This window comes from Burkholderia sp. Bp8963, from assembly GCF_003854275.1.
Lineage (GTDB): Bacteria > Pseudomonadota > Gammaproteobacteria > Burkholderiales > Burkholderiaceae > Burkholderia.
In genome coordinates, this window is the sequence record NZ_QTQP01000077.1 from 1 (window position 1) to 24,735 (window position 24,735).

The 24,735-nt window shown below is 65.0% G+C and carries 25 protein-coding genes and 2 pseudogenes; 10 read left to right on the forward strand and 17 right to left on the reverse strand.

Annotated elements, in window-relative coordinates:
* The first annotated feature begins 281 nt into the window (after positions 1-281).
* Entirely contained in the window at positions 282-716 is a 435-nt protein-coding gene (locus DID96_RS34740) for a LysR substrate-binding domain-containing protein (protein WP_260464134.1), read from the forward strand.
* Positions 717-723: 7 nt separating this feature from the next.
* On the opposite strand, the gene DID96_RS34745 is transcribed toward DID96_RS34740, so the two are convergent.
* From DID96_RS34745 to DID96_RS34805, 13 genes and pseudogenes are all read right to left on the reverse strand, one after another.
* Complete coding sequence (locus DID96_RS34745) at positions 724-1,596, reverse strand: LysR substrate-binding domain-containing protein (RefSeq protein WP_124603712.1); 873 nt, start codon at positions 1,594-1,596, stop codon at positions 724-726.
* 41 nt (positions 1,597-1,637) lie between these two features.
* A complete protein-coding gene (locus DID96_RS34750) occupies positions 1,638-2,363 on the reverse strand; it encodes an amino acid ABC transporter ATP-binding protein (protein WP_124603713.1) in 726 nt (241 codons plus the stop codon).
* A 40-nt stretch (positions 2,364-2,403) separates the two neighbouring features.
* Entirely contained in the window at positions 2,404-3,060 is a 657-nt protein-coding gene (locus tag DID96_RS34755; protein ID WP_124603714.1) for an amino acid ABC transporter permease, read from the reverse strand.
* Positions 3,057-3,821: an amino acid ABC transporter permease gene (locus DID96_RS34760; protein WP_124603715.1), complete on the reverse strand. Its 765-nt coding sequence runs from the start codon at positions 3,819-3,821 to the stop codon at positions 3,057-3,059. The genes DID96_RS34755 and DID96_RS34760 overlap by 4 nt, the downstream gene beginning before the upstream one ends.
* A 43-nt stretch (positions 3,822-3,864) precedes the next feature.
* Complete coding sequence (locus tag DID96_RS34765) at positions 3,865-4,689, reverse strand: transporter substrate-binding domain-containing protein (protein ID WP_124603716.1); 825 nt, start codon at positions 4,687-4,689, stop codon at positions 3,865-3,867.
* A 50-nt stretch (positions 4,690-4,739) separates the two neighbouring features.
* The gene (locus tag DID96_RS34770) at positions 4,740-5,810 is read right to left on the reverse strand and encodes an ABC transporter ATP-binding protein (RefSeq protein WP_124603717.1); all 1,071 of its coding nucleotides are present in this window, start codon (positions 5,808-5,810) and stop codon (positions 4,740-4,742) included.
* 40 nt (positions 5,811-5,850) lie between these two features.
* Positions 5,851-6,693 (reverse strand): ABC transporter permease, encoded by an 843-nt coding sequence (locus DID96_RS34775; protein WP_124603718.1) that lies wholly within the window; start codon positions 6,691-6,693, stop codon positions 5,851-5,853.
* Positions 6,690-7,610 carry an ABC transporter permease gene (locus DID96_RS34780; protein ID WP_409333841.1) on the reverse strand — a complete coding sequence of 307 codons (921 nt, stop codon included), beginning with the start codon at positions 7,608-7,610 and terminating at the stop codon, positions 6,690-6,692. Before DID96_RS34780 ends, DID96_RS34775 begins: the two co-directional genes overlap by 4 nt.
* Positions 7,611-7,614: 4 nt before the next feature.
* Positions 7,615-8,712: a PotD/PotF family extracellular solute-binding protein gene (locus tag DID96_RS34785; RefSeq protein ID WP_124603720.1), complete on the reverse strand. Its 1,098-nt coding sequence runs from the start codon at positions 8,710-8,712 to the stop codon at positions 7,615-7,617.
* A 149-nt stretch (positions 8,713-8,861) separates the two neighbouring features.
* The gene (locus DID96_RS34790) at positions 8,862-10,334 is read right to left on the reverse strand and encodes an aldehyde dehydrogenase family protein (RefSeq protein ID WP_124603721.1); all 1,473 of its coding nucleotides are present in this window, start codon (positions 10,332-10,334) and stop codon (positions 8,862-8,864) included.
* A complete protein-coding gene (locus DID96_RS34795; protein WP_124603722.1) occupies positions 10,331-12,025 on the reverse strand; it encodes a 5-guanidino-2-oxopentanoate decarboxylase in 1,695 nt (564 codons plus the stop codon). The genes DID96_RS34790 and DID96_RS34795 overlap by 4 nt, the downstream gene beginning before the upstream one ends.
* 286 nt (positions 12,026-12,311) lie before the next feature.
* Positions 12,312-12,680 (reverse strand): annotated as a pseudogene (locus DID96_RS34800) (LysR family transcriptional regulator); the annotation flags it as partial.
* A gap of 285 nt (positions 12,681-12,965) precedes the next feature.
* Positions 12,966-13,502 (reverse strand): annotated as a pseudogene (locus DID96_RS34805) (LysR family transcriptional regulator); the annotation flags it as partial.
* A gap of 96 nt (positions 13,503-13,598) precedes the next feature.
* On the opposite strand from DID96_RS34805, the gene DID96_RS34810 reads away from it, so the two are divergent.
* Genes DID96_RS34810 through aroQ form a run of 6 tightly spaced genes read left to right on the forward strand, consistent with a single transcriptional unit; the run spans position 13,599 to position 17,915 of the window.
* Positions 13,599-14,549: a ketopantoate reductase family protein gene (locus DID96_RS34810; RefSeq protein WP_124603723.1), complete on the forward strand. Its 951-nt coding sequence runs from the start codon at positions 13,599-13,601 to the stop codon at positions 14,547-14,549.
* Positions 14,546-14,938, forward strand: a complete 393-nt coding sequence (locus DID96_RS34815) for a VOC family protein (RefSeq protein WP_124603724.1) — start codon at positions 14,546-14,548, stop codon at positions 14,936-14,938. The genes DID96_RS34810 and DID96_RS34815 overlap by 4 nt, the downstream gene beginning before the upstream one ends.
* A 2-nt stretch (positions 14,939-14,940) precedes the next feature.
* The gene (locus tag DID96_RS34820) at positions 14,941-15,399 is read left to right on the forward strand and encodes a MaoC family dehydratase (protein ID WP_124603725.1); all 459 of its coding nucleotides are present in this window, start codon (positions 14,941-14,943) and stop codon (positions 15,397-15,399) included.
* Positions 15,399-16,622 (forward strand): CaiB/BaiF CoA-transferase family protein, encoded by a 1,224-nt coding sequence (locus tag DID96_RS34825; protein WP_124603726.1) that lies wholly within the window; start codon positions 15,399-15,401, stop codon positions 16,620-16,622. The genes DID96_RS34820 and DID96_RS34825 overlap by 1 nt, the downstream gene beginning before the upstream one ends.
* Positions 16,619-17,452: a shikimate dehydrogenase gene (aroE, locus tag DID96_RS34830; protein ID WP_124603727.1), complete on the forward strand. Its 834-nt coding sequence runs from the start codon at positions 16,619-16,621 to the stop codon at positions 17,450-17,452. Before DID96_RS34825 ends, aroE begins: the two co-directional genes overlap by 4 nt.
* 19 nt (positions 17,453-17,471) lie before the next feature.
* Positions 17,472-17,915, forward strand: coding sequence for a type II 3-dehydroquinate dehydratase (aroQ, locus tag DID96_RS34835; protein ID WP_124603728.1), 444 nt, complete (start codon positions 17,472-17,474; stop codon positions 17,913-17,915).
* A 410-nt stretch (positions 17,916-18,325) separates the two neighbouring features.
* On the opposite strand, the gene DID96_RS34840 is transcribed toward aroQ, so the two are convergent.
* The 4 genes from DID96_RS34840 to DID96_RS34855 form a co-directional block, all read right to left on the reverse strand.
* Positions 18,326-18,745 (reverse strand): type II toxin-antitoxin system VapC family toxin, encoded by a 420-nt coding sequence (locus DID96_RS34840; RefSeq protein ID WP_185732463.1) that lies wholly within the window; start codon positions 18,743-18,745, stop codon positions 18,326-18,328.
* Positions 18,745-18,996 (reverse strand): type II toxin-antitoxin system Phd/YefM family antitoxin, encoded by a 252-nt coding sequence (locus DID96_RS34845; RefSeq protein ID WP_124603729.1) that lies wholly within the window; start codon positions 18,994-18,996, stop codon positions 18,745-18,747. The genes DID96_RS34840 and DID96_RS34845 overlap by 1 nt, the downstream gene beginning before the upstream one ends.
* 575 nt (positions 18,997-19,571) lie before the next feature.
* Positions 19,572-20,147, reverse strand: coding sequence for an ureidoglycolate lyase (locus DID96_RS34850; protein ID WP_124603730.1), 576 nt, complete (start codon positions 20,145-20,147; stop codon positions 19,572-19,574).
* Positions 20,148-20,176: 29 nt separating this feature from the next.
* The gene (locus DID96_RS34855; protein WP_124603731.1) at positions 20,177-21,121 is read right to left on the reverse strand and encodes a LysR family transcriptional regulator; all 945 of its coding nucleotides are present in this window, start codon (positions 21,119-21,121) and stop codon (positions 20,177-20,179) included.
* Positions 21,122-21,315: 194 nt separating this feature from the next.
* Here DID96_RS34855 and DID96_RS34860 point away from each other — a divergent pair, with 194 nt between their 5' ends.
* The 3 genes from DID96_RS34860 (at position 21,316) to DID96_RS34870 (ending at position 24,656) form a co-directional block, all read left to right on the forward strand.
* Complete coding sequence (locus DID96_RS34860; RefSeq protein WP_124603734.1) at positions 21,316-21,999, forward strand: DUF2848 domain-containing protein; 684 nt, start codon at positions 21,316-21,318, stop codon at positions 21,997-21,999.
* A gap of 5 nt (positions 22,000-22,004) precedes the next feature.
* The gene (locus DID96_RS34865) at positions 22,005-23,354 is read left to right on the forward strand and encodes an amidase (RefSeq protein ID WP_124603732.1); all 1,350 of its coding nucleotides are present in this window, start codon (positions 22,005-22,007) and stop codon (positions 23,352-23,354) included.
* A 156-nt stretch (positions 23,355-23,510) separates the two neighbouring features.
* Positions 23,511-24,656, forward strand: coding sequence for a branched-chain amino acid ABC transporter substrate-binding protein (locus tag DID96_RS34870; protein ID WP_260464135.1), 1,146 nt, complete (start codon positions 23,511-23,513; stop codon positions 24,654-24,656).
* Positions 24,657-24,735 lie beyond the last annotated feature (79 nt).

The window sequence follows — 24,735 nt, forward strand, 5'->3', positions numbered from 1 at the left end:
CAGTGCCCACAGTTCGTCATCAACAATCGGCGCGCCCATCCTTGGTTCCAGTTGCTCAGATGGCCAAGGTTAACAGCTTGCCGAAAAGGTTAACAGCCCCCAACGGGGTCTTTTTGATTCCATCTCTAAGGATGCCTTCGCGCCACGTCACCATGTCACGACATTCGCGATGGTCATGATTCGGTCAATTGTCATTACACAACGGGCGCATCGAGGACTCCAGCATCATTGCCAGGCAACTGTTTCTGATGCAGATGGCGATCTGCGCGTCGCCGTCGTAAGTGGCGAGGCCCGGGACTCCTGCAAGGTCTCGAAGACCTGTGCCGGCACGAGTGCACAATTACCGCTTTGCCAGCGGTCGCCTGTTCGAATGGGAGTTCAATGTCGACGGCCGCATGCAAAAGTACCTTCCGACGTCGCGTCTCCCGTTCAATGACCGGGATCTGGCGGTGCTGAACGGATCGGGCATTGCGCATATGGCGGGTTACCCGTTCCGCGACCATCTCGCGTCGAATGAGCTAGTCGTGTCGCTGGCGAAACATGTGCTGGAAGATCGCGGCCACTACATCTGCTATCTGAGTCGGCAACCCCTTCCGACGCGCATAAGGATGCTTGTCGACTTCATGTCCGAGCAGACCCGCACGCTCGATCTGAACTGCATAACCCGGTTCAATCAAGATGTCCAGGATGCTGCGTCGGCGGGCCTCGCGGCTTGACGGCACCTCACGCGCGCTTGTCCGCGATCCAGTCGCCGAACAGCTGGATCTTCTGCTGCTGTTCGGCACCGTCCGGATACACGAAGTAATAGCCCATCCCCGTCGGCATCGATATGTCGAACGGCATCACCAGCCGGTGCGCCGCCACGCTTTCGTCCGCGAGCGTCCGGTCGCCGATCGCGACGCCGTAACCGTCGATTGCCGCGTGCGTCGCAAGATCCAGCGTTTCGAAGCTCAAACCTCGCGTCGAGTCGACGTGCGGCGCGCCCGCATGGTCGAGCCACCGCTTCCAGTCCCGATGATCGCGAGTCGGATGCAGCAGCGTATGGCCGGCCAGGTCGTCGAGTCTCGCGAGCGGCTGCCGGTCCGGCAGGCTCGGGGCACAGACCGGCGTGAGCCGTTCTTCGAACAAGGGAATCGCATGCATGTCGGGGCCGGAGCCGGCAGCGTAGATCACCGCGGCGTCGAACGGTTCCATGCGGAAATCGACATGATGATCCCAGGTCGTCGTGATCTGCACCTGGAGTTCGGGATGTTCGGCCTGGAACCGCATGATTCGCGGCAGCATCCACTGCATCATGCAGGTCGGCACCTTGAGCGCGAGCTCGGTGCGCCTGCGCGACAGGCGCATCGATACCTCCTCGATGCGCGCGAAGCTTTCGCGCACCGTCGGGAGCAGGAGTTCGCCTTCGACCGTCAGCGTCAGTCCCTTGGGCGTGCGCTTGAACAGCGCAAACTGATAGAAGCTCTCGAGCGCGAGGATTTGCCGGCTCACGGCCCCCTGGGTCAGGCACAGGTGCTCGGCGGCGCGCGTGAAGCTGCCGTGACGGGCGACGATGTCGAAGATCTGCAGCGCGTTGAGGGAAGGAAGTCGTTTCATCGGGACGGCAGGTTCTGGAAATGGCGGCCGTGGGGCATCGCTCAGTGCAGGATTTTCGCGAGGAAATCCCTCGCGCGATCCGACTTCGGATTCGAGAAGAAATCGTCCTTGCGGTCGTCCTCGACGATCGCGCCCTTGTCCATGAAGATCACGCGATGCGCGACCTTCTTCGCGAAGCCCATCTCGTGCGTGACGACCATCATCGTCATCCCTTCCTGAGCGAGCTCGACCATCACGTCGAGCACTTCGTTGATCATCTCCGGATCGAGCGCCGACGTCGGTTCGTCGAACAGCATTGCGGTCGGGTCCATCGACAGCGCGCGCGCGATCGCGACTCGCTGCTGCTGGCCGCCCGAGAGCTGACCCGGGAACTTGTGCGCATGTGCCTTCAGGCCGACGCGATCGAGCAGCTTCATGCCTTTCTCGGTCGCCTCGTCCTTGCCGCGGCCGAGCACCTTGATCTGCGCGAGCGTCAGGTTCTCGGTGATCGACAGGTGCGGGAACAGCTCGAAATGCTGGAACACCATCCCGACCTTCGAGCGCAGCTTCGACAGGTTCGTCTTCCTGTCGCCGACCGACTGGCCGTTCACGAGGATCCCGCCCTGCTGGAACGGCTCGAGGCCGTTTACGGTCTTGATCAGCGTCGACTTGCCCGAGCCCGACGGCCCGCAGACGACGACCACCTCACCTTTCCTGACCTCGGTCGTGCAATCGGCGAGGACCTGAAACTGACCGTACCACTTCGAAACGTTGCTGATGGAAATCATGGAAGTCCCTGGATCGTAATGAAGCGCGCGTGGCGCCGGTTCAGCGTGCCTTCGCGACGCGATAGCGACGCTCGAGCACGCGGGCATACCACGTCAGCGGGAAGCACATCGCGAAGTAGAGCAGCGCGACCATCGCATAGATCGGAAACGGCTTGAATACCGCGTTGGTGATGATGTTGCCGGTCTTGGTCAGTTCGGTCAGACCAATGATCGACGTGAGCGCGGTGCTCTTCACCGCCTGCACGAGGAAGCCGACGGTCGGCGGCAGCGCGATCTTCCACGCCTGCGGCCACACCACGTAGCGCAGCTGCTGAATCCACGTCATGCCGAGGCTCGCCGCCGCGTTCCACTGGCCGCGCGGTACCGCGTCGACGCAGCCGCGCCAGATGTCGGCCAGATAGGCGCTGGCGTTCAGCGTCAGCACGACCGACGCGGCGACCCATGGCGTCACGTCGATACCGACGAGCGGCAGTCCGAAGAAGCCGAGGAACAGCTGCATCAGCAACGGCGTGCCCTGAAACAGCTCGACGTAAAGGACCACGAAGCGGCGCAGCGCTGCCGACGCCGAGAGGCGCATCGCCAGCAGCGCGAACCCGGCGACGCTGCCGCCGACGAACGTGATCAGCGACAGCAACACGGTCCAGCGCGCGGCGAGCAGCAGGTTCCATGCAATATCCTGGAAGGTGAATTCGATCATCGTGCGCGTTCCGTGGGAAGGCGGGTTTCAGGGGAGCGGGCGCGACACGTGAAGCGGGCAACCCGGGCACGCCGCGGCACGGCAGTCGCGCCGCGCGGTGCGCGGCCCGAGAACAGCCGCCGGCCGATGCGATTGAGCAGCATGCGCAGCGCGATCGACAGCAGCAGGTAGATCGCGGTCACGACGATGTAGATCTCGAACGCCCGGAAATTGCGCGACTGGATGAAGTTCGCCGCATAGGTGAGGTCGGGCACCGAGATCTGCGAGACGACCGCGGAGCCGAGCATCACGATCAGCACCTGCCCGAGCAGCGCGGGGTACACGTTCGCGAGCGCCTGCGGCAGCACGACGTGACCGAACACCTGCCGGCCGTGCAGCCCGAGCGCGCGCGCCGCCTGCACCTGCCCGTGCGGCACCGATTCGATGCCGGCGCGCAGGATCTCGACCGCGTACGCGCCCAGGTTGACCGTCATCGCCAGCACGGCCGCCTGCGCTTCGTCGATGTGTACGCCGATCCCGGGCAGCCCGAAGAAGATGAAGAACAGCTGGACCAGGAACGGCGTATTGCGGATCAGCTCGACGTAGGCCGCGACGAGCGCGCGTGTCCAGCGCGGGCCGGCGAGCGCGATCCACGCACCGGCGGTGCCGATCAGCCCGCCGAGCACGGTGGCGGCCGCGGTGAGGCCGAGCGTCACGCCGATGCCGCGCGCGAGCATGCCGGCGTAGAGGCCGAAATCGCTGAAGTCGAACACGTAGGTCATCGCGATGCCTTTCGTCGTGAATGCGGGGCGGGGGCGGTGCGCATCACAGGTCGGCCGGCAGGGCCGCGTGCAGCCACTTCTGCGACAACGTATTCAGCGTGCCGCTCTTCTTTGCGCCGGCGATCGCGTCGTTGACCTTCTGCATCAGGCGCGGCTCGTTCTTGTTCAGGCCGACGTGATCAGGCGAGCTGAACAGCGAGAACTTCTGCTCCGGATCGATCGACGGATGGCGCGCGATGATCGTTGCGCCGACGTCGTTGCCGACGACGAGCAGTTGCGCCTGTCCCGACAGGAAGGCGGCAATCGCACCGTTCGGGTCGTCGAAGCGCTTGATCGTCGCGCTCGGCGGCGCGACCTTGCTGACGCTCAGATCCTCGAGCGTGCCGCGCGCGACCGCGACCGATTTGCCGGCGAGATCGGCGTTGCCCTTCACGGCCAGCGATTTCGGGCCGAACACCGCGAGGTAGTACGGTGCATACGCGTTCGAGAAGTCGATCACCTTCGCGCGTTCCGGCGTCTGTCCGACCGACAGCAGCATGTCGGCCTTGCGGTCGGCGAGATAGGCCATCCGGTTGTCGCCGGTGACCTGCACGAGTTCGACTTTCGCGTTGAGCGCCTTGCCGATCAGGTTCGCAATGTCGATGTCGTAGCCTTGCGGCTTCATGTCGGGGCCGATCGAGCCGAACGGCGGGTAGTCCTCGAACACGCCGATGCGCACGACGCCGGATTTCGCGATCGTGTCGAGCGCGTCGGCGTGCGCGAGCGGCGCGAACGCGGCAAGGCCCGCGGTGCCGGCACAGGCGCAGAGGAGGGCGGTACGGGCGAGCAGACGCTGCACGTGACGGGTGGCTTGGGACGTTGCGTTCATGGTGAGATCCTCGTTGCTGAGCTGGACTGCGCGGGAGAAAGGAAAAGGAATCAGGCGCCGCGGGCGGCGATGAGCTTGCAGGCATGAGCGGGCAGTTCCGCGAGTACCGGCATGCCGACGTGGAGGTCGGGCGTCTCGCGCGGCGTCGTCGCGGCCGTCAGCGTGAAGCCCCGGCAGTCGATCGTCGCTTCGATCGACGCGCCGACGTCGCGCACGAACGTGATCGTGCCGGCCAGCGTGTTCGGCGCCGCAGCCGGCTGGCCCGGACGCACGCAGACGTCCTCGGGACGAATCAGCAGGCGCACGGCGTCGGTCGCGCGTGGCGTGTCCGGCGCGCGCCGGATCGCGAGACGCTGCCCGCCCGGCAGGACGATCGCGTCGTCGCCGTCGCACGCGACCGGCAGGATGTTGCCGAGGCCGATGAAGTCGGCGACGAACTCGTTGACCGGATCGCGATAGATGTCGAGCGGCCGGCCGACCTGCTGGATCCGGCCTTTCTCCATCACGACGATCTCGTCGGCCATCGTCATCGCTTCGCGCTGGTCGTGCGTGACCATGATCGTCGTGATGCCGAGCCGTTGCTGGAGCAGCCGGATCTCGACCTGCATCGCCTCGCGCAGCTTCGCGTCGAGCGCCGACAACGGCTCGTCGAGCAGCAGCAGGCGCGGCGACGACGCGATCGCACGCGCAATCGCGACGCGCTGGCGCTGTCCGCCCGACAGTTGCGTGACGAGCCGGTCGGCCATGTGGGGAAGCTGGATCAGCTCGAGCAGCTCGGCGACGCGCCGCGCCTGCGCGGCCTTGTCCGTCTTGCGCAGCCGCAGCGGGTACGCGATGTTCTGCGCGACCGTCATGTGCGGAAACAGCGCGAGCGACTGGAACACCATGCCGAAGTCGCGCCGGTTGGCGGGCACGTGCGTGAGGTCGCGGCCGGCGAACGTCAGGGTGCCGGAGGTCGGCGTTTCGAGACCGGCAATGATCCGCATCAGCGTGGTCTTGCCGCAGCCGGACGGGCCGAGAAAGCAGACGAGCTTGCCGTCCGGTACCGACAGATCGACGTGATCGACCGCATACGCTTGATGGAAGCGCTTCGTCACGTTCTGGAGGATGAGCTGGGTCATGAGGGTTCCTTGCACGGGCGAGGGCGGGGCGGTGCGCGCGTCAGAGCGCGACACCCTTGTCGCCGACGAGTTTTTCGAGCATCCAGATCAGTGCGAAATCGATCGCGACCGTGAACACGGCGAAGCAGAACACGGTCGGGTCGAGCGACGAAACGGTGCGGCTGTAGAGCCAGACCGGCAGGGTCATCGTGTCGATGCTGTACAGAAAGAACGTCACGGTGAATTCGTTGAACGACACGATGAACGCGAACAGCATCCCGGCGAGGATGCCGGGCCGCATCAGCGGCAGCACGACGTCGGCGAGCGCGCGGCGCGGGCTCGCGCCCATCAGGCACGCGGCTTCCTCGAAGTCGGGGCCGATCGACGCGACCGAGGCCGCGCAGTTCTTCACCGTGAACGGCAGCGTCAGGATCACGTGGGCGACCACGAGCCGCACGATGCCGAGTTCGACCGGCAGCGCGTTGAACACGATCAGCAGCGCGAGGCCGAGCATCACGAGCGGATAGACGATCGGCAACGCGACGAGCTGCTCGACGAGCGCCTTGCCGCGGAAGCGGTAGCGGGACAGCGCGTAGGCCGCGGGTACCGACACGGCGGTCGCGATCAGCATCGTCGCGACCGCGACGACGAGGCTCGTCGTCAACGCCGCGCCCATCGATTGCGCGCTGCCCGCATCGGACGACACGAACGTCTGCCATGCGGCGCGATACCAGTGCAGGCTGAATTCGCGCGGCGGGAATTCGAGCGTGCCCGATGCGCCGAACGACATCGTGATCATCGTCAGTATCGGCAGCGCGGCGACGAACAGTACGAGCGTCGCGAGCACGCCGGTCGCGCGTCCGAGTCGGCCGGGCATGGGCGCGCGCAGGAGCAGGGCATTCATCGGGCCACCTCGTCGGCACGTTGCAGGGTGCGCACGAGGCGCTGCGAAACCGCCATCACGACGAGCGTCGCGCCCATCAGCACGACGCCCGATGCCGAGGCGGCGGGCCAGTTGAGCAGCGGTGCGACCTGGTCGTGCACGAGCACCGCGAGCATCGGCACGCGTCGGCCGCCGAGCAGCAGCGGCACCGCAAACGCGCTGGCGTTGTACGCGAACACGAGCAGCGCGCCGGAGACGAGGCCGGGCATCGCGAGCGGCAACGTCACGTGCCGCAGCGTCTGCCATCGGCTCGCGCCGAGCGTCGCGGCGGCTTCGTCGTACGCGCGGGACACCGCGCGCAGCGCGCTCGACAGCGGCAGCACGGCGAGCGGAAACGCGGTCTGGATCAGTCCGAGCAGCACGCCGTGCTCACGGTACAGCAACTGCAGCGGTCGCCCGATCACACCGGTGGCCAGCAGCCCGCGGTTGAGCAACCCGGCAGGGCCGAGCATCACGAGCCAGCCATAGCCTTGCAGCAGCAGGTTCACGAGCAGCGGCAACAGGACGCCGGCGAGCAGCAACCGGCGCGCGAGCCGCGATTCGGTCCGCGCCATCGCGAGCGCCACCGGGATCGCGAGCAGTACCGCACACACCATGCTCTGGAACGCGAGGCGCAGCGTGAGCCACAACGACGTCGTGAAGTACGGGTCCGCGAGGTCGAGGTAGTTCTGCAGCGTGAAGGTCCGCCATTCGTCACCGGACACGCCGACGCTCATTCGCAACACCGTGAGCGTCGCGGCGGCAAGCACCGCGAGGAACGCGAGGATCGGCGCGAGCAGCAGCCAGGGCGGCACGCCGGGCAGTGCTGGCCCGGCGTCCGCGCCGGCCGTGCCGGCGACGGCCGGCGCGGCGTCTCGGGGGGAGGACAGGGAGGCCATGTCGTTACGCCGAGAAGAGACCGGTGTAGCGCTTGATCCATGCCGGCTGGACTGCCGCGAGCGCCTTGTCGTCATGCAGCACGGCTTTCTCCGCGATCTGCTGCGGCGACGGCACGAACGCGCGGCTTGCCGCGGGAATCACGGCCTTCGCGTTCACGGGGCCGTTCAGGACATCGGCCGCCATCCGGCCCTGCACGTCGGCGTCGAGCGAATGATTGATGAACGCGTGGATCAGGTCGAGGTCGCCCGGGTGCGCCTTCGGAATCACGGTGAACATCAGCTGCGTCGCGAAGCCTTCCTTCATCCCGTACGTCACGCCCATCTTGTAGTCGGGCTTGCGGATCTGGTCCGGGAAGAACGCGGGCGAATAGATGCCGCCGATGTCGAGCGAGCCCGTGCGGAACAGGTCGGCGACCTGGTTCGGGTTTTCGCCGAGGGTCATCACGCGGTCCTTCAGTTGCGCGAGCTTCCTGAATCCCGGATCGATGTTCTGCTGCGAACCGCCAGCCAGCTTCGCCGCGATGATCGCGAGGTCGACCGCTTCGGCCCACTCGGGCGGCGGCAGGAACAGGCGGCCCGCATACTTCGGATCCCACAGCGCCTCGTAGCTCGACGGTGCGCTCTTCACGGTCGCCGTGTTGTAGATCAGCCCGTCCGACCACAGCAGGTAGCCGATGCCGAAGCCGTTCGCGCCCGTGCGGTATTGCGGCGCGACGTCCTTCAGGTTCGGCAGCCGGTTCAGGTCCGGCTTCGCGAGCAGGCCTGCATCCGCGAGACCGGCCGCGCCGACGCCGGCGAGCGTGATGACGTCGTAGGTCGGCCGCTCGCCCGCGGCCTTGACCTTCGCGACCATCCCCGACGTGCCGTCCGCGCGATCGGCGATCACGCGCGCGCCGGTCTGCTTGCTGAAGCTTTCCGCGATGTTGCGCAGCGCGGCCGCGCCGGTATCGTCAGACCACGTGAGCAGGCGCAGGGTCTTGCCAGCGAAACTGCTCGACTGTGCTTTCGCAGTACTGATGAACGGCATCGGAAGGGCGGATGCAGCGAGCGCCGTGCCGAGGGTTTTGATCACCTGCCTTCTTCCCGCCTTGAAGTGTTGCATGGCCGTCTCCTGATGAACGATGCCGTGTGGTTCGATGCCGGTCGCCGAACTGCGGCGTGGGGTGTGGATGAACTGTAGGGAGGTCAAATTTCCGCAACAAACGAAATATCCGCATGCGCGGCATGACATAAACGCATGGGCCGGCGGCCTCAGCCGGCCGGCATCATGACCTGCTTGATCTCCTGGAACGCGGCCAGCCCGAACTGGCCGAGCTCGCGCCCGATGCTGCTGCGCTTGTAGCCGCCCCATGAGGTTTGCGGATAGATCAGTTGCGGCGTGTTGATCCACACGACGCCGGCCTCGAGCGCGTCGGCAACCCGCCTGGCGCGTGCCTTGTCGCACGTCACGACGGTTGCGACGAGCCCGTATTCGGTATCGTTGGCAGCCGCAATTGCATCGTCCTCGGTGTCGAATGTGCGGACGCACAGCACCGGTCCGAAAATTTCTTCACACCATAGCGCGCTGCCGGCCGGCACGTCGGTGAACAGCGCGGGCCGGACGAAGTAGCCGGGGCCGTCGAGCGCATTGCCGCCCGTCACGAGCCGCGCGCCGTCGGCCTGCCCCTGCGCGATGTGACGCTTCACGCGTTCGTATTGCGCGCGATTCGTCAGCGGGCCCATCTGCACGCCGGGCGCGAACGGCGGGCCGACGACGGTCGCGTCGATTCGCCGCGCGAGGCGCGCGATCAGGTCGTCGGCAAGCGGCGCGGCGACGAGCACGCGCGAGGTCGCCGAACACATCTGCCCGGCGTTGAACAGACCGCCGCCCGTAATGAGTTCGACCGCCTGATCGGGGTCGGCGTCGTCGAACACGACAATCGACGACTTGCCGCCGAGTTCGAGGCCCACGCCCTTGATCGTGTCCGCGGCCGTCTTCATGACCTGTGCGCCGACGGCGGTGCTGCCGGTAAACGACACCTTCGCGACCAGCGGGTGCGCGCACAGCCGGGCGCCGACGTCGTAGCCGGTGCCGGTCACGACGTTCAGCACGCCGGGCGGCAGGCCCGCTTCGGCGGCGATCGCGGCGAGTTCGAGTTCGGGCAGCGGCGTGATCTCGGACGGCTTCAACACGACGGTGCAGCCGGCCGCGAGCGCCGGCGCGAGCTTCCACGCAGTCGTCACCATCGGGAAATTCCACGGCACGATCAGCGCGGCGACGCCGGCCGGTTCTCGCCGGATCCACGCGCGATGGTCTGCGTCGGGCAGCGCGATCTCGACTTCGCCGTCCGTGTCGAGGCGGTCCGCGAGGCTCGCGTAGTAGTCGAAGGTGGCGATCACGTCTGCGACGTCGATCCCGGCTTCGGCGAACGGCTTGCCATTGTTGAGCGATTGCAGTGTGGCGAGCCGCGTGCGGCGCGCGTCGACGCCGCGCGCGATCGCGCGGAGCAGGGCCCCGCGCGTGGCACCCGTCGTGCGTTTCCAGCCGGGAAATGCGCGCGATGCGGCTTGCACGGCGCGCTCGACCTCCGCCTCGCCACCTGCGCTGACGTTGGCGAGAACGGCTTCCGTCGACGGATCGACGACGGGCAACGTCGCGCCGTCGACGCTCGTGCGCCACGTACCGTCGATGAAGTGGCGTGTGTGCAGCGGCGGATCGAACGCGAGATCGGGTGTCGTGCTCATCGCTGCACCTGACCGAACCAGGTTGCCTCGTCGATTTCGATCACGGTCGGAATGGCGCGCGCTGCGGCGTCGCGCAGCGCGGCGGCCAGCGCGCCGGGTGTCGCGGCCGCGTGCGCCGCGCAGCCGAAGCCGCGTGCGAGCGCCTGGAAATCGGGCGTATACGGATCGACGCCGATCGGCGTGATGTCGCGTGCAACCATGTATTTGCGAATCTCGCCATAGCCGCGGTTGTTCCAGACGATCACGATCACCGGCAGGCGGGCCTCGACCGCGCTCGCGAGCTCCGGCAACGTGAACTGCAGGCCGCCGTCGCCGATCAGGCACACGACCGGGCGCGCGGGCGCGGCGAGCTTTGCACCGATCGCGGCCGGCAGCCCGTAGCCGAGCGTGCCGTAGCCTGTCGACGAGTTGAACCAGCTGCGCGGCGCCGGCGCATCGTGGGTGAAATTGCCGACGTAGACGGGGCTCGTCGAATCGCCTGCGATGACCGCGCAGGGCAGGGTTGCGACGATCGTATCGATCAGCAGCGCCTGCGCTCGCGCGGCGCCGTCATGGCCTGACGCGATCGCGGCGCGCACGGCGGTCACCCGCAGCGCGCCCCAGCCGGCCTCGGGTGTCGGTGCCGGCGTTTCGTGCAGGCGGGTCGACAACGCGCCGAGCGCCAGCCGCGAGTCCCCGGCGATGGCGATCTCGGCGCGGGCGTTGCGCATCAGCTGTTGCGCGTCGATGTCGATGCGGATCAACCGGCCGTCGATCGCGAAGCCGCCGTCGAACGAGACGTCGTAATCGGTTTCGCCAAGCTCGGTGCCGACGGCGAGCACCACGTCGGCGTCGCGGATCGCCGCACGCGTGGCCGGCAGCGACTGTGTCGAGCCGATCAGCAACGGGTGGCCGGCCGGCAGCAGCCCCTTCGCGTTGATCGTCAGCGCGACAGGCGCGTGCAGGCGTTCGGCGAGTTCGCGCAATTCCGCGGCCGCGTGAATGGCGCCGCCGCCTGCCAGGATCAGCGGGCGGCGCGCGTGCGCGAGCAGGTCGGCGGCCGCCGCGAGTGCGTTCGCATCCGGCGCGGGTCGCGCAGGCGACGCGGGCGGGGCGTCGGACAGCGTGGGCGCCGGCATCACGATTACGTCGAGCGGAATCTCGATATGGACGGGCCGCGGCCGCGCGCTTGCGAAGACCGCGAATGCGCGCGCGAGAACCTGCGGCAGGTCGGCCGCGTCGAGCAGCGTGTGCGAGAACGCGGTGAGTCCCGCGAACACGTCGCGCTGTGACGGCAGCTCGTGCAGGCGGCCGTCGCCGCTGCCGAGTTCGCGTCGCGCGTTGACGCTCGAGATCACCAGCATCGGGATCGAATCCGCGTAGGCCTGTGCCATCGCGGTCGCGATATTGGTCATCCCCGGCCCGGTGATGATGAAGCAGACACCTGGGCGGCCCGTGACGCGTGCATAGCCGTCGGCCATGAATCCGGCCCCCTGTTCGTGGCGCGGCGTCACATGGCGGATCGACGATTCAGCGAGGCCGCGATAGAGCTCGACGGTATGCACGCCGGGAATGCCGAACACGCATTCGACACCGTGGCGTTCGAGGAGGTCGACGAGCGCTTCGCCGCATGTACGGGGGCGAGCATGGCAGGGGGCCGCCGTGGCCTTGCGGGCCCCGGCGATGGAGGAGACGGTGGCTGAATGGTTCATGGATCGTGGTGTGCCGATAGGGAGGGTGAGTGGCCCGTACCGCGAACGAGGGGCATGACGCGGATTGTCGGCGTCGATCCGGGGTACCAACAATCGATTAGTTTTCATGCGCCGCATGAGCGTCGTGCATGACGGCACCGGAGACGTTGCACCGCTGGATCGACGCGCATCCGCCCTTGCCAACGACAGCTGCCGATGTTCGAGCGGACGTCCGCTCGTTAAGAATCACTTCTTTCTACGGAAATCACTCGAGACTCAGCTTGGTTCGGACGCCATGGGCTGCCGGTCAGCGGGAAGCACCGAATAATTGAATCACAAGGCCACGCAGCCAACGGTTGCCCGCCTCATGGTGATATCGTGCGTGCCAGTGCTGCCGTACCGCAAACCCGTCGACCTGGATCGGGCATGCATGAACCGTCAGATCATTGGTCTGAGCCAGCGTCTCGCCGATATGACGGGGCAGTGTCGTGATCAGGTCGGTGCTCTGGATGATTGCCCCCAAGCCCAGGAATCCCGGCAATTCCAGCACCACATCGCGCTCGATGCGCTCCCGCATCAGAGCCTGCTCGAGGAGCTGCGCCCCCGTGCCGGCCGTAATGGCGACGTGGCCCTCCGAACGATACTGCTTCCCCCCGAGACGACCACGAACTCTAGGGTCTGTTTACATACGGAACGCACATGCGAATGCCCGAAATCGCTCGTAGGGCAAGAAGCGAGGAGCGCCGTTTGGCCGAGCCAAACAAGCGACGAGCGACGCGGCCATACGGGCGATTTCGGGCATTCCCGTGGAATGGTTTTTCAATTTGGGGTTGCCACGAGAACGGCCGCTCGCCGCGTTGCGCTCCTTGGCGATACGTCCAGTATTCGCTGCGTCGCGCGCCTCGCGAGCGGCCGTTCTCGTGGCAACGCATGTGCGTTCCGTATGTAAACAGACCCTAGGGTGATGCCGATTGGCCAGGCACACCCAGTCCTGGTCGTACAGCTTCTGCTGATAAATGCCACCACCGAGCCACGGCACATAGCCTGTCGCGAGATCGGCTTCGCCGGATTCGAGCGCGCGTTCCGTGTTGCCGTCGATCCGCGCAGCGTCCAGGCGGACGCCGGGCGCCTGCGCGCGGACATGGGCCAGCAGTCGCGGAAGCAGTGTGATGTGGCTCGCGTCGGTCATGCAGATACGAAACCGCCGCTGGGCCGTCGCCGGATCAAACGCAATCTCCCACGCAGCGAAGCGCCGCAAAGACTCGAGGATTTCCCGGCACGGCCCGATGAGTGCGTCGGCCTGAGGTGTCGGCGCCATGCCACCAGGCGTTCGAATGAATAGCGGATCGTGAAGGTATTCCCGCAAGTGCCCGAGCCAGATACTGATCGTCGGCTGGCTCTGGCCGAGTTGCTCGGCCACGCGCGTGACGCTGCGCATGTCGTACAGAAGGTCGAAGAGCTGGAGCAGCTTCAAGTCGGGCAGATTGGCGGGAACCATGGCGTTATTGTCGCTCGCAATAGCGCCATTGTAGACATTGCATTGCCGGCATGAGCGGCGACTCCTATCGTACGGCTACACGTCAAGGAGAAGCCATTGAAAATTGCGATTCTGGGTGCGGGCGCACTGGGCTGCGCGATCGGTGCCACCCTCACCGAAGGCGGTCACGAGACCTGGCTGATCGACCGCTCGCCCGCGCACGTCGATGCGATGCGTCGCGACGGCCTGCGGGTCGATGACGCTGACGGCTCCCGCCATGTGCTCGTTCATGCGACAACGCAAGCGACTGAAGTCGGCGCGGCCGATCTGGTGGTCGTGCTGGTCAAGTCGTTCCACACCGAGGCGGCCATTCGCGGCGCGCAAGCGCTGGTGGGGCCGGATACGCTCGTGCTATCGCTGCAGAACGGCCTCGGACACGAGGACATCCTGGCCGACGTCGTTGGCCGCGAGCGCGTGCTCGCTGGCAAAACCTACGTCGGCGGCGTGCTGCGTGGGGCGGGTCACATCGAGTCCGGCGTGGTTGGCAAGCGCACCTATATCGGCGAGCTCGACGGCGGCATCACGCCGCGTATACAGGCGATCGCCGACGCGTTCAATACCGCCGGCCTTGCCACGACGGTCAGCGCCAATATCGTCGGCACGATGTGGGACAAGCTGCTGGTAAACGTCGCGACGGGCGCGCTGACCGGCGTCACCGGTCTGACCTATGGGCAGCTCTACGACGAGCCGCTGCTGAAGGCAACATCGCTCGCGGCCGTGGCCGAGGCGATCGCAGCCGCACAAGCGGCCGGCGTGAAGCTGTCGATGACCGATCCCGAACAAGCCTGGACGCTCGCCGCCGAGGGCCTGCCCACTGCCTTCAAGACCTCGATGCTGCAAAGCCTGGAGAAAGGCTCAATCACCGAGATCGACTTCATCAACGGTTCGGTCGTGCGCTGGGGACAGCGCTACGGCGTGCCGACCCCGGTCAATGCGACGCTCGTCGCCTGCATCAAGGGGATCGAGCGCGCGATGGCCGATCGTCAGCGCGAGGAGGCCGCCGCGTGAATACCCCCAAAGCCTATCTGGAACACGTTGCCATCCGGGTGAAGGACATCCATTGGCACATCCGCTTCTTCGAAGTGGTCCTTGGCATGACGCTGCGCGAAGTGGACGGCACGCTCGACGCTCCCCGGCAGTACTGGACGCTCGGCGGCCTGCAGTTCATCCACGCGCCGGAACATGACGGCCCGGAAGGCCGGCTCGCCCATCTGGGCGTGATGTGCGAAGACCTCGAGGCCGCGCTGGCCGCGGCACGACGATTCGGCGTGGCGGAAATGCCGCAGGGGCACAACTGGCTTCGCCTGCCGGACGGTCTTGCCGTCGAACTGATTCAAGCCAAACCCGCCTCCTGCGTCGCGCAGGCGCTGGCGATCAACCCGCGCGCGGAGGCGTGACCATGACGATCGTCGAAAAATACTGGGACGACGCCCGTGAGGGCGACGAATGCGTGAGTCCGAATTACACGGTGACGAAGGAGCGTATTCTCGCCTACGCTGATCTCACCGGCGACCATACGCCCGTCCATGTAGACGAGGACTACGCGAACGCCAGCCACTTCGGCTGCCTCGTCGCGCACGGGTTGTTCGGCCTGTCGATCGCCGATGGCCTGAAGACGCAGAGCGACTATCGCTTTCTGCCGGGCATGTCGCTCGGCTGGACGTGGGATTTCCTGCTGCCCATCAAGGTCAACGACGTGCTGCATGTGATGTTCCGCGTCGGCTCGATGCGGGCGAGCAAGAGCCGCCCGGGCTGGGGCATTGTCGTGCTTCCGTCGGCGCTGATCAATCAGGACGGCCAGGTCGTTCAACGCGGCGAACATCGCCTGATGGTGCCGCGCCGTCCGGGAGCGTTCTGATGCAGGCCCGTCCCCTCGAAGGCATTCGCGTCGTCGACTACAGCCATTTCCTCGCCGGCCCCTATGTCGGGCGGTGCCTCGCGGCACTCGGCGCCGAAGTGATCAAGGTCGAGCGCCCCGGCACCGGCGACGCCGGACGCCAGCACGCGACCGTGCTCGACGATCAGCAAAGCGGTTATTTCCTGCAGCTCAACATGGGCAAGCGCGGCGTGAGCGTCAACATGAAGGAAGCGCGTGGCAAGGCATTCATGCAGCGACTGTGCGACTCGGCGGACGTGTTCATCGAGAACTACCGACCGGGCGCGCTGGACAAACTTGGGCTGGGTTATGCCGAATTGTCGGCGCGCAATCCGGGCCTCGTCTACTGCTCGATTTCGGCGTACGGACACACCGGTCCCGATGCGCATCGCGCGGGCTTCGGGCTGATCGCCGAGGCCAAGAGCGGCATCATGCAGATGGTCGGCACGCCGGGCGAGCGGCCACCGCTGCTGCGCATCTCGCTGGGCGACCTGTACACCGGCATTCATGCGGTCGCGGCCATCAACGCCGCGCTGCTGGGGCGTGTGACGAGCGGTCGTGGGCAGCACATCGACATGGCGCTATACGACACGCTGGTGTCGATGCACGAATATGCGGTGCAGTGCTACACGCTTCAAGGCGTGCTGCCAGAGCAGACCGGGCACGACATGCCGACCTCGACGCTCTATGGCGTGTTCCGCGCAGCAGACGGCGATCTCGTGATCGCCGCGCAAGTCGACGACGCGTGGAAACGCTTCGCTACGCTGATCGAAGCGCATGGCGGTCCGCCGGGCTTCGGCGCCGACACGCGATTTCACGACAGCGTCGGACGCAACGCGCACCGCTCGGAGATTCTATCGGTGGTCGAGCCGTGGGTGGCGGCCCGTTCCGTCGCGTCGGTACTCGAACTGCTGGATCACGTCGACGTTCCATGCGCGAAGGTGCAGCGCATCGACGAGGTGCTGGCCGATCCGCAGATCCAGGCTAGAGGCATGGTCGTCGAGCAGCAGCATCCGCGCTATGGGGCGCTGCGCCTGCCTAACCTTCCGTTCCGGTTCTCCGATTGCGATACGACGATTCGAGACGTCGCACCCGATCTCGGGCAGCACAACGCCGAAGTCGCGCATTCACTCGGATTCGATCCGGCCGAAATCGACGCGATGCAGGCCGATGGCGTCCTCTATTCAAAAGCGAGCCAACGATGACTGACCAGTACGCGGTGATCGGCAATCCGATCGGACACACGAAATCTCCGCTGATTCACGGTCTATTCGCGCAAGAAACGCGGCAGGACATGAGCTATACGGCCATCGAGGGACCGGTCGAGCCGGAGGGCGCCTTTGCCGGCGTGGTTCGGGCATTCGCAGCGAGCGGTGGCAAGGGCATCAACATTACCGCCCCGTTCAAGCTCGAAGCGTTCGCGATGTCGGACGAACGAAGCGAGCGCGCGGAACTGGCGGGAGCGGCTAACGCGCTCAAGTTCGAAAGCGGCCGCATTCTGGCCGACAACTTTGACGGGATCGGACTGGTCCGCGATATCGAAGTCAACCTCGGCCTCCGGATGGCCGGCAAGCGCGTGCTGCTGCTCGGTGCGGGCGGCGCCGCCCGCGGTGCACTGCTGCCTTTCCTCGAAGCCGTACCGGCCGAGATGGTCATCGCGAATCGTGACGTAGACAAGGCGTGCGCATTGGCCGCGCAGGTTGCCGGACGCGGTTCGCTCGTTGCCAGCAGCTACGCGGACTTGGCTCGGATGGGACGTTTCGACTTGGTGGTCAATGCGACGTCGGCCAGCCTGACCGGTGACCTGCCGCCCGTCCCGCCGAGCGTGTTCAGCCCGGACGGCACTGCCTATGAGCTCGCTTACGGCAAGCGCCTGACGCCATTTCTCCGACTCGCGAAAAATGCGGGGGTGCACGGGATCGCGGATGGCGTCGGCATGTTGGTCGAGCAGGCGGCCGAAGCGTTCGCCTGGTGGCGTGGCGTACGTCCCGAAACCAGCTCGGTGATTGATCGGCTTGCCGTGCCGTTTGACTGAACGCGCGATGGAGATCCAGATGAAGAAGATCCTGATGCTGCACGGCATCAATCACAACATGTTCGGCAAGCGCGATCCGGCGCAATACGGGACGATCAAGCTCGCGGAGATCGATGCGCGGCTGCAAGGGCTGGCGGCGGAGCTGGGCGCGCAGGTGGAATCGTTCCAGACGAACAGCGAGGCGTCGATGTGCGAACGCATTCATCGCGCATTCGAAGAGCACCTGGATGCGGTGCTGATCAACGCGGGGGCGTGGACGCACTACAGCTACGGCATCCGTGACGCACTGGCCATTCTTACGTGTCCAATTGTCGAACTGCATATGTCCAACATCCATGCGCGCGAGCCGTTCCGGCATCACTCCGTCTTTGCGGAGATAGTCAGCGGGCAGATATGCGGCTTCGGTATCCAAAGCTATCTGCTGGCGTTGAGAGCCGCAATCTCGGCACTGGACCGCGAATAAGCCGAAATCCGGCACCGGCTGCTGACGCCGGACCGGCGCGCATTCAGTTCGACTCGCCCGATTACGCCGCGTTGCACACCGCGCGCGGTCGCTAACCGTCGTTGGCTGGGTTGCGAGAAAGAGTCGAATTCGCGGGCAGCCCTGGCTCCCCGCATGTCCCGCACCGTCCATCATCCAGATCTACGGCGGAGGGCGACGACTGTGCTGCGACGATGGTGACTGGCGCTTTGCCTGCGATGCGGACCTCCGGTCGACGGCGATGCGCCGCCAGCGTGAAAGCCAATCAGCAACCCTTTGATTCATAAATATATTATTTAAGGGGCTGACCAGTATGTCTTGTCGCAGCTAGGCCATCCTACTCCTGTAGATTGCACCAAAATCAAATGGACCCCGATCCGCAAAGTCCTGCCTCAATCCCACGGGTTCAGGATCGTGACGCCCGTTTCGACGAAGTCGGCCACATTGCGCGTCACGACCGTCATGCCGTGCACGAGTGCGGTCGCGGCAATGAGGGCGTCCCGTTCCGAGCGCCGATCCGGCACATGCAGCCGCGCACAACGCAGCACGACCGCAGTGTCGATGGGCAGTACGCGCCCCGTGAATTCGGGCAGGACATGCCCGTCAAGCCACGCCCGGAGTAGCGCACCCTGGGCCGGATCGCGGCGCTCGATCTGCAGCACACCGGTTTCCAGCTCCATGATCGTGATGGCTGAAACAAAGAGCGCTGGCGCGTCAACGGTCGCGCTCCAAGCGGCCACATTGGGATCCGCTTTGCCCGCCCGCACCTTCCGCAGTTCAGAGACAACGTTAGTATCGAGAACGAACATCATTAGAAATCAACCTTCCGAATCGTGACGTCCACGCGCGGCGGGTCGAATTCGATGTCCTCGACCCCAGGCATGGCGAGTGCGTCAGCGATATTGCGGTGCTGCTGCGTGAGGCGCTGGTACTCGTCAAAGCTCAACAGCACATGGGCCGGCTTGCCCCGATCAGTAATGAACACGGGACCGTCTTTCGTCGCCTTCTTGGCCTTGGTGACGTCCTGATTGAGCTCGCGGCTTGAGAGTGTGGTGATGGTCACGATGAATCTCCAGAACAAGCATCAATGTAGGCATGTTACTACAAATCGCGGGCTTTGGACACCATCCCATGCCACCGGCGTTATGCAGTCCGCGACATGGACGACCGCCAGATCGGCGCCTAGGCGCGTGTGCGCGAGTGGTTGCTGCCTGGGCCAGCCCCGGCACGCACTCGCGCACTGCAGTTGAGATGACTTTGTTTTCCGCGCAAATTTCCGGTTAGAACGATCGAGACTGCGCGCGGCCTTTAGACCTGTCCCCAAAAGCTATTGTCTTTAAATCAATGAGTTGCTGTCTGGCTGCCAAACTAGTGCTTCCGGGGGGTGCCATAAGACCAACAGCAGAGGTCAGCAATCGAACGGGCGGATAGTCAGAGCTATCCGCCCCTTCATTTCATGTCGGATCGGGGGCCAGCCCAGTGATGAGATCGAGCGCGTTCGCCTACTGGCCCGTTTGGTACGCCAATTACTCGGAGTAACCGCTGGCCAGACGACCGCACAGCAAACAGTGAGTCACCGATAAGGACGACGACAAGCGTGCATGGTCGCACGGGCGAGTCGATGTCTAACTAGAATTTCTAATCTGCCCCGCCCTGGGCCCTCTGAGATTCCATTACTCTCAATTTCCGGAGTCGAGCAGGGGCGATAGTGCGAATTGCACTTTCGCACGCAGGTGCGCCCGTCTTCAGATGCACGACGAGGTCATAAGTCGTTGATGGGCGCGTCAACATCAGGCAGGTGGCTTCCTGTTCTGTCGCGCGGGTCGCATGCCAGATGGTCGGTCGCATGCACAGGCCCTTGCCGACGGGAATCTCGAACGCACGCAACGTGTCCAGGTCCGGTTCGCCGTTTTCCAACGCGCTGGCGACGATATGGATGACAGGCGCCGTCAGCGGCACGATAGCTTGCTGCGTCAGCCGATGCGATTCGAGTGAAGCAACGGTTTCCTCGCGATTGCGGTAGATGACCCAGAGAACCTCCGTTTCGCCAGGGGCGCTGGTGTCGAACAGATGCTCGCGCCAGAAGTCCGATGCGGGGCTGGCAAACGACGGCGCACTGCCGTCGGTGGAAGCGGGCTTGCCCAGCATCCAGCCATAAGGTTCGCAGCGTCGCGCGTCAAGCGGTTCGATGGGAATGGAAAGTGGGAGCGTCATGTCGGAATGCGTTTTGAGGGGTGGCTGGGTCAGGTGCGCACGATGGCGTCGTCGGTCGGCGGGAACAGGGCGAATTCGGACCCATGCTTCAGGCTGAAATCGAGCACGACGTTCAGCGCGAGCCGCGTGATGGATTCGGGAAGCAGGCTGTCGGGCGTGCGCCGGAACGCCGCGACGAGCGGCAGCGCAGGAACCCGATGCGCGACCTGCAGTAACTGCAATTGCCCGGCTGCGAGTTCGCGCATCACGAATGCGGGCGGCAGTACGGCCACGCCGAATCCGTCGATTACCAGCCGGATGATCGCCGCAACCGACGACAGGCAATTGATCTGCACCTGCACTTCTCCGCTGGCGGTGAACAGTCCCGTCAGGAACTCGTGCGGCGGCGAATGGCGCGCGAAGCTGATCACCGGGTATGCAGCCAGTTCGGCTTCGGTCAGCGCCTGCGCGGACAGATTGAGCGCGGGGCTGGCCATCCAGCGCATGGGCAGGCTGCCGAGCGCAACGTTGGCCATATCCGAGCCGGTGACGCTCGTGGTTTGAAACGACACGTCGATGTGGCCGTTGGTGAGTTGTGCGGAGAGATTGGCCGACGTGTCGCTCGTCAATTCGATCACGAGATTCGGATATTCCTCCCGGATGCGCTTGAGAAGATCGGGCAACCACGTATGAACGATCGACTCGATCGCATCGAGCCGAAGCAGGCCCGACACCTTCGAACGATCGCCGACGCTTGCCAGCATCGCCTGATTCAGCTTCAGCATCTGCTCGGCGAACGGCAGCGCCTTGGTGCCGTCCTGGGTGAGTGTCGCCTCCTTCGGCCCGCGCTCGAAGAGCCGTACACCCAGTTCTTGCTCCAGCGCTGAAATCCGGCTGGAAATGGCCGCCTGTGTCGCGTGCAGCCGCTCTGCCGTCAAGCGAAAGCTGCGCAAGCGCGCGAGCCACACGAAGGTCTCCAGAAATCGCAGATTCATTTACAACCCTGACGCGGGAAGCCGGAATGGCTCAGTGTAGCGCTGCGTCCGGCGCGAGGTGACAAGAAGAATTTCTCCTGTCCGACAACTTTTATTTGTTGGACAAGGGCACGCCGTACGCCAAAACTTCGCAACGAAAGTCGGTCCCGAAGCGGGGAATCGGCGAACCGGTTGGCAAACCAAAGGACGTTGCGATGAAGAAACTGTCATGCGAAATAGAAGGCGGGCTGCCCGTGCAGTTGAACGCGAACCGGCTTGTGATTGCGGGGTGGGCGGGCCGGGACAGCGACGAGGTCGAGCATCATATTCGCGAGCTTGAAGCGCTGGGTGTGCGCAGGCCGTCTGTTGTGCCTTGCTTCTATGAGGTCACGCCCGCTTTGCTGACGACGGCGGAGCGCATCGAGGTGATCGGCGAGCAGTCGTCGGGCGAAGTGGAGGCCGTGTTGTTTCAGACGGAAACGGACGGCCTGCTGGTCGGTATCGGCTCCGATCATACGGATCGTAGGGTTGAAAGCTATGACGTCGCCGTATCGAAGCAGATGTGCGCGAAGCCGCTTGGCGCGACGTTGTGGCGTTATGCGGAAGTCGCCGCGCATTGGGACGCGCTGGTCGCGCGGAGCTGGCGCATTGATGCGAATGGCGAGCGCGTGCGCTATCAGGAGGGGACGCTTGCGCGACTGATGCACCCGGCGCCGCTGATCCGGCGCGCGTTCGGCGCCACTTCGATCGTTCCGGAGACGGTGCTCTTCTGCGGCACGCAGCCCGTGTTCGGCAAGTTGACGCCCGCTAGTGCATACGAACTCGAATTGCATGATCCCGTACTCGGGCGCACCCTTCGGCATCGCTATTCGGTCGCTGCGCTCGCGCATACGGAGTGAGGCCGATGCACACCATCCGTCAATCGGCTACTGCGCTTGCGGCGAGAACGGTATCAGCGGGCGCGTTGCTCGACGCGAGCCTGGCCGCCATCGATGCCGAACTCGCGCGCGGCGGAACGACCTACACGCGAATCGACCGCAACGCGGCGCGCGATGCCGCGTCGGCAAGCGATGCGTTCCGCGACCGGGGTTACGTTCCGTCCGCACTGGCTGGCGTCCCGGTTTCCGTGAAAGACCTGTTCGACGTCAAGGGCCAGGTGACGACGGCCGGTTCGCGGGTCTTGTGCGACGCCGAGCCCGCGGTTCGCGACGCCGCGGCAATCGCGCGTTTGCGCGAAGCAGGCGCCGTGTTCGTCGGCCGCACAAACATGAGCGAGTTTGGGTTCTCGGGTCTTGGTCTGAATCCGCATTTCGGAACACCCCTGAATCCCTTCGACGAGAGCCGTCTGGCAGGCGGGTCGAGTTCCGGCGCGGCAACTTCGGTGGCGCTCGGACATGTCGTCGCGGCGCTCGGTACCGACACGGGCGGTTCGATCCGCATTCCGGCCGCCTTTTGCGGGCTGGTGGGCTTCAAGCCGACTGCGCGACGCGTGCCGCTCGACGGCACAGTGCCGTTGTCCACATCGCTCGATTCGATCGGGCCGATCGCGCGCAGCGTCGATTGTTGTGCGCTCGTCGATGGCATTCTGTCCGGCCAGGTGCTCGATATGGAGCCACGTGCGCTCGCGGGGCTGCGCTTCGGTGTCACGTTGGACTACGTAGCAGACGATCTCGATGAGACCGTGAGCACCGCCTTTAATCGCACGATCAGCATGTTGCAGCGTGCCGGGGCATCTGTCGAGCGCTTCGCGTTTCCCGAACTGCATGAACTCGGCGGCCCGTTGCAGTTGGCGGGCATCACCGCAGCGCAAGCCTGGGCATGGCATCGCGGGCACGTCGCACGAGCTGCCAATGCCTACGATCCGCGCGTGCTTAGGCGGCTGCGCGTCGGAGAAGGGCGCAGCGCCGCCGACTATATCGATCTGCTGGCGGCGCGAGAACGCTTCGTCCGTGATGCGCGCACGCGGCTCGCCCGATTCGATGCGTGGCTGATGCCGACGGTCGCCATTGTGCCGCCGCCGATCGCCGATCTCGTGCAAGACGATGAAGCTTTCTTCGCGACCAACATCAAGGTGCTGCGCAACACCGCCGTGGTCAATTTCATGGATGGATGCGCGCTCACGCTGCCCTGTCATGACAACGGGGAACTGCCGGTGGGGCTTTCCATTTGCGGGCCGGCGCTCGCCGACGCTGCGATCCTTTCGATAGCCCGCAGCGTCGAAGCGTTGCTGCAGACCAGGTCGTCACGGGCGTAGCCATAACGTTTGTTTATCGGCAGCGAAAAGAATTTGTCGTTGGACGCGAAATTCCGGCACGCGAATACTGGCTTTCAGGCGCGGCGCAATCGACATCGCGTTCTTTCAATCACCATTACCGAAGTGAGGCAGACCGTGAATCATATTTTCCGCTCGATGGCCGGTGTCGTTGCGCTGGCCGCTCTTCACGCGCCCGCGCATGCGGCCGACGCTTCCGCCGCTGTCGTGCGTATCGGTCATGCGGCGCCGCTCACCGGGCAGCTCGCCAACATGGGCAAGGACAGCGAGAATGCCGCGCGCCTTGCAGTCGACGAAATCAACAGCCAGCATCCGGTGATCGGTGGCAAGCCGGTGCGCCTGCAACTCGAATCGCAGGACGATGCAGCTGACCCGCGCACGGGTACGCAGGTCGCACAGAAGCTCGTCGACGACGGCGTCGTGGCGGTGGTGGGCGACATCAATTCGGGTGTGTCGATTCCCGCGGCGCGCATCTACAGCGAAGCGCAGGTAGTGCAGATTTCGCAGGGATCGACGAACCCCGCATTCACGCAGCAAGGGTACAAGACGACCTTTCGCGTCGTTGCGACGGATGCGTTGCAGGGACCGGCGCTCGCGCGTTATGCGCTCAATTCGTTGCATGCGAAGCGGATTGCCGTGATCGACGATTCGACGGCTTACGGTCAGGGGCTGGCCGACGAATTCGAGAAAGCAGCGAAAGCAAACGGTGGCGTGATCGTCGCGCGCGAAGCGACCAATGACAAGGCGACCGACTTTCGCGCCATTCTGACGAAAGTGAAGGGCTTGCGACCCGACGTGATCATGTACGGCGGCTCGGATGCAACGGCGGGGCCGTTGGCAAAGCAGGCCGCGAACCTGGGCATGACGGCCAGCGTGCTGGGCGGCGATGGTGCGTGTACGGAGAAGATGGTGAGCCTGGCGGGCGACGCAATTGGCAACGTCGTATGTTCCGAGGCGGGCCTCGCGTTGTCGAAGATGCCGAAAGGGCAGGAGTTCGATCGCCGTTATACGGCGCGCTACAAGGTGCCGATCGATGCGTATGCGCCGTTCGCCTATGACGCCGTCCATGTGATCTACGCTGCCATGCAGCGAGCGAATTCGACTGAGCGCGCGAAGGTGCTCGCCGCGATGCCGGCGACGCAGTACGACGGCGTGATCGGCAAGATCGCCTTCGACGCGCGAGGCGATCTGAAGAATGCGGCCATCACGATCTACCAGTTCAAGGACAAGAAAAAAGCCTCTTTTGAATTTCGAGTGGGTGGTATCGTCTCGTTTTTCCTGTAGACAAGAAGGTAAATGATGCACAGCAAGCTGTTCGAAGCCGCCCTGGGTGTGAACGCTCCGTGGTTTGTGAGCGGTGTCG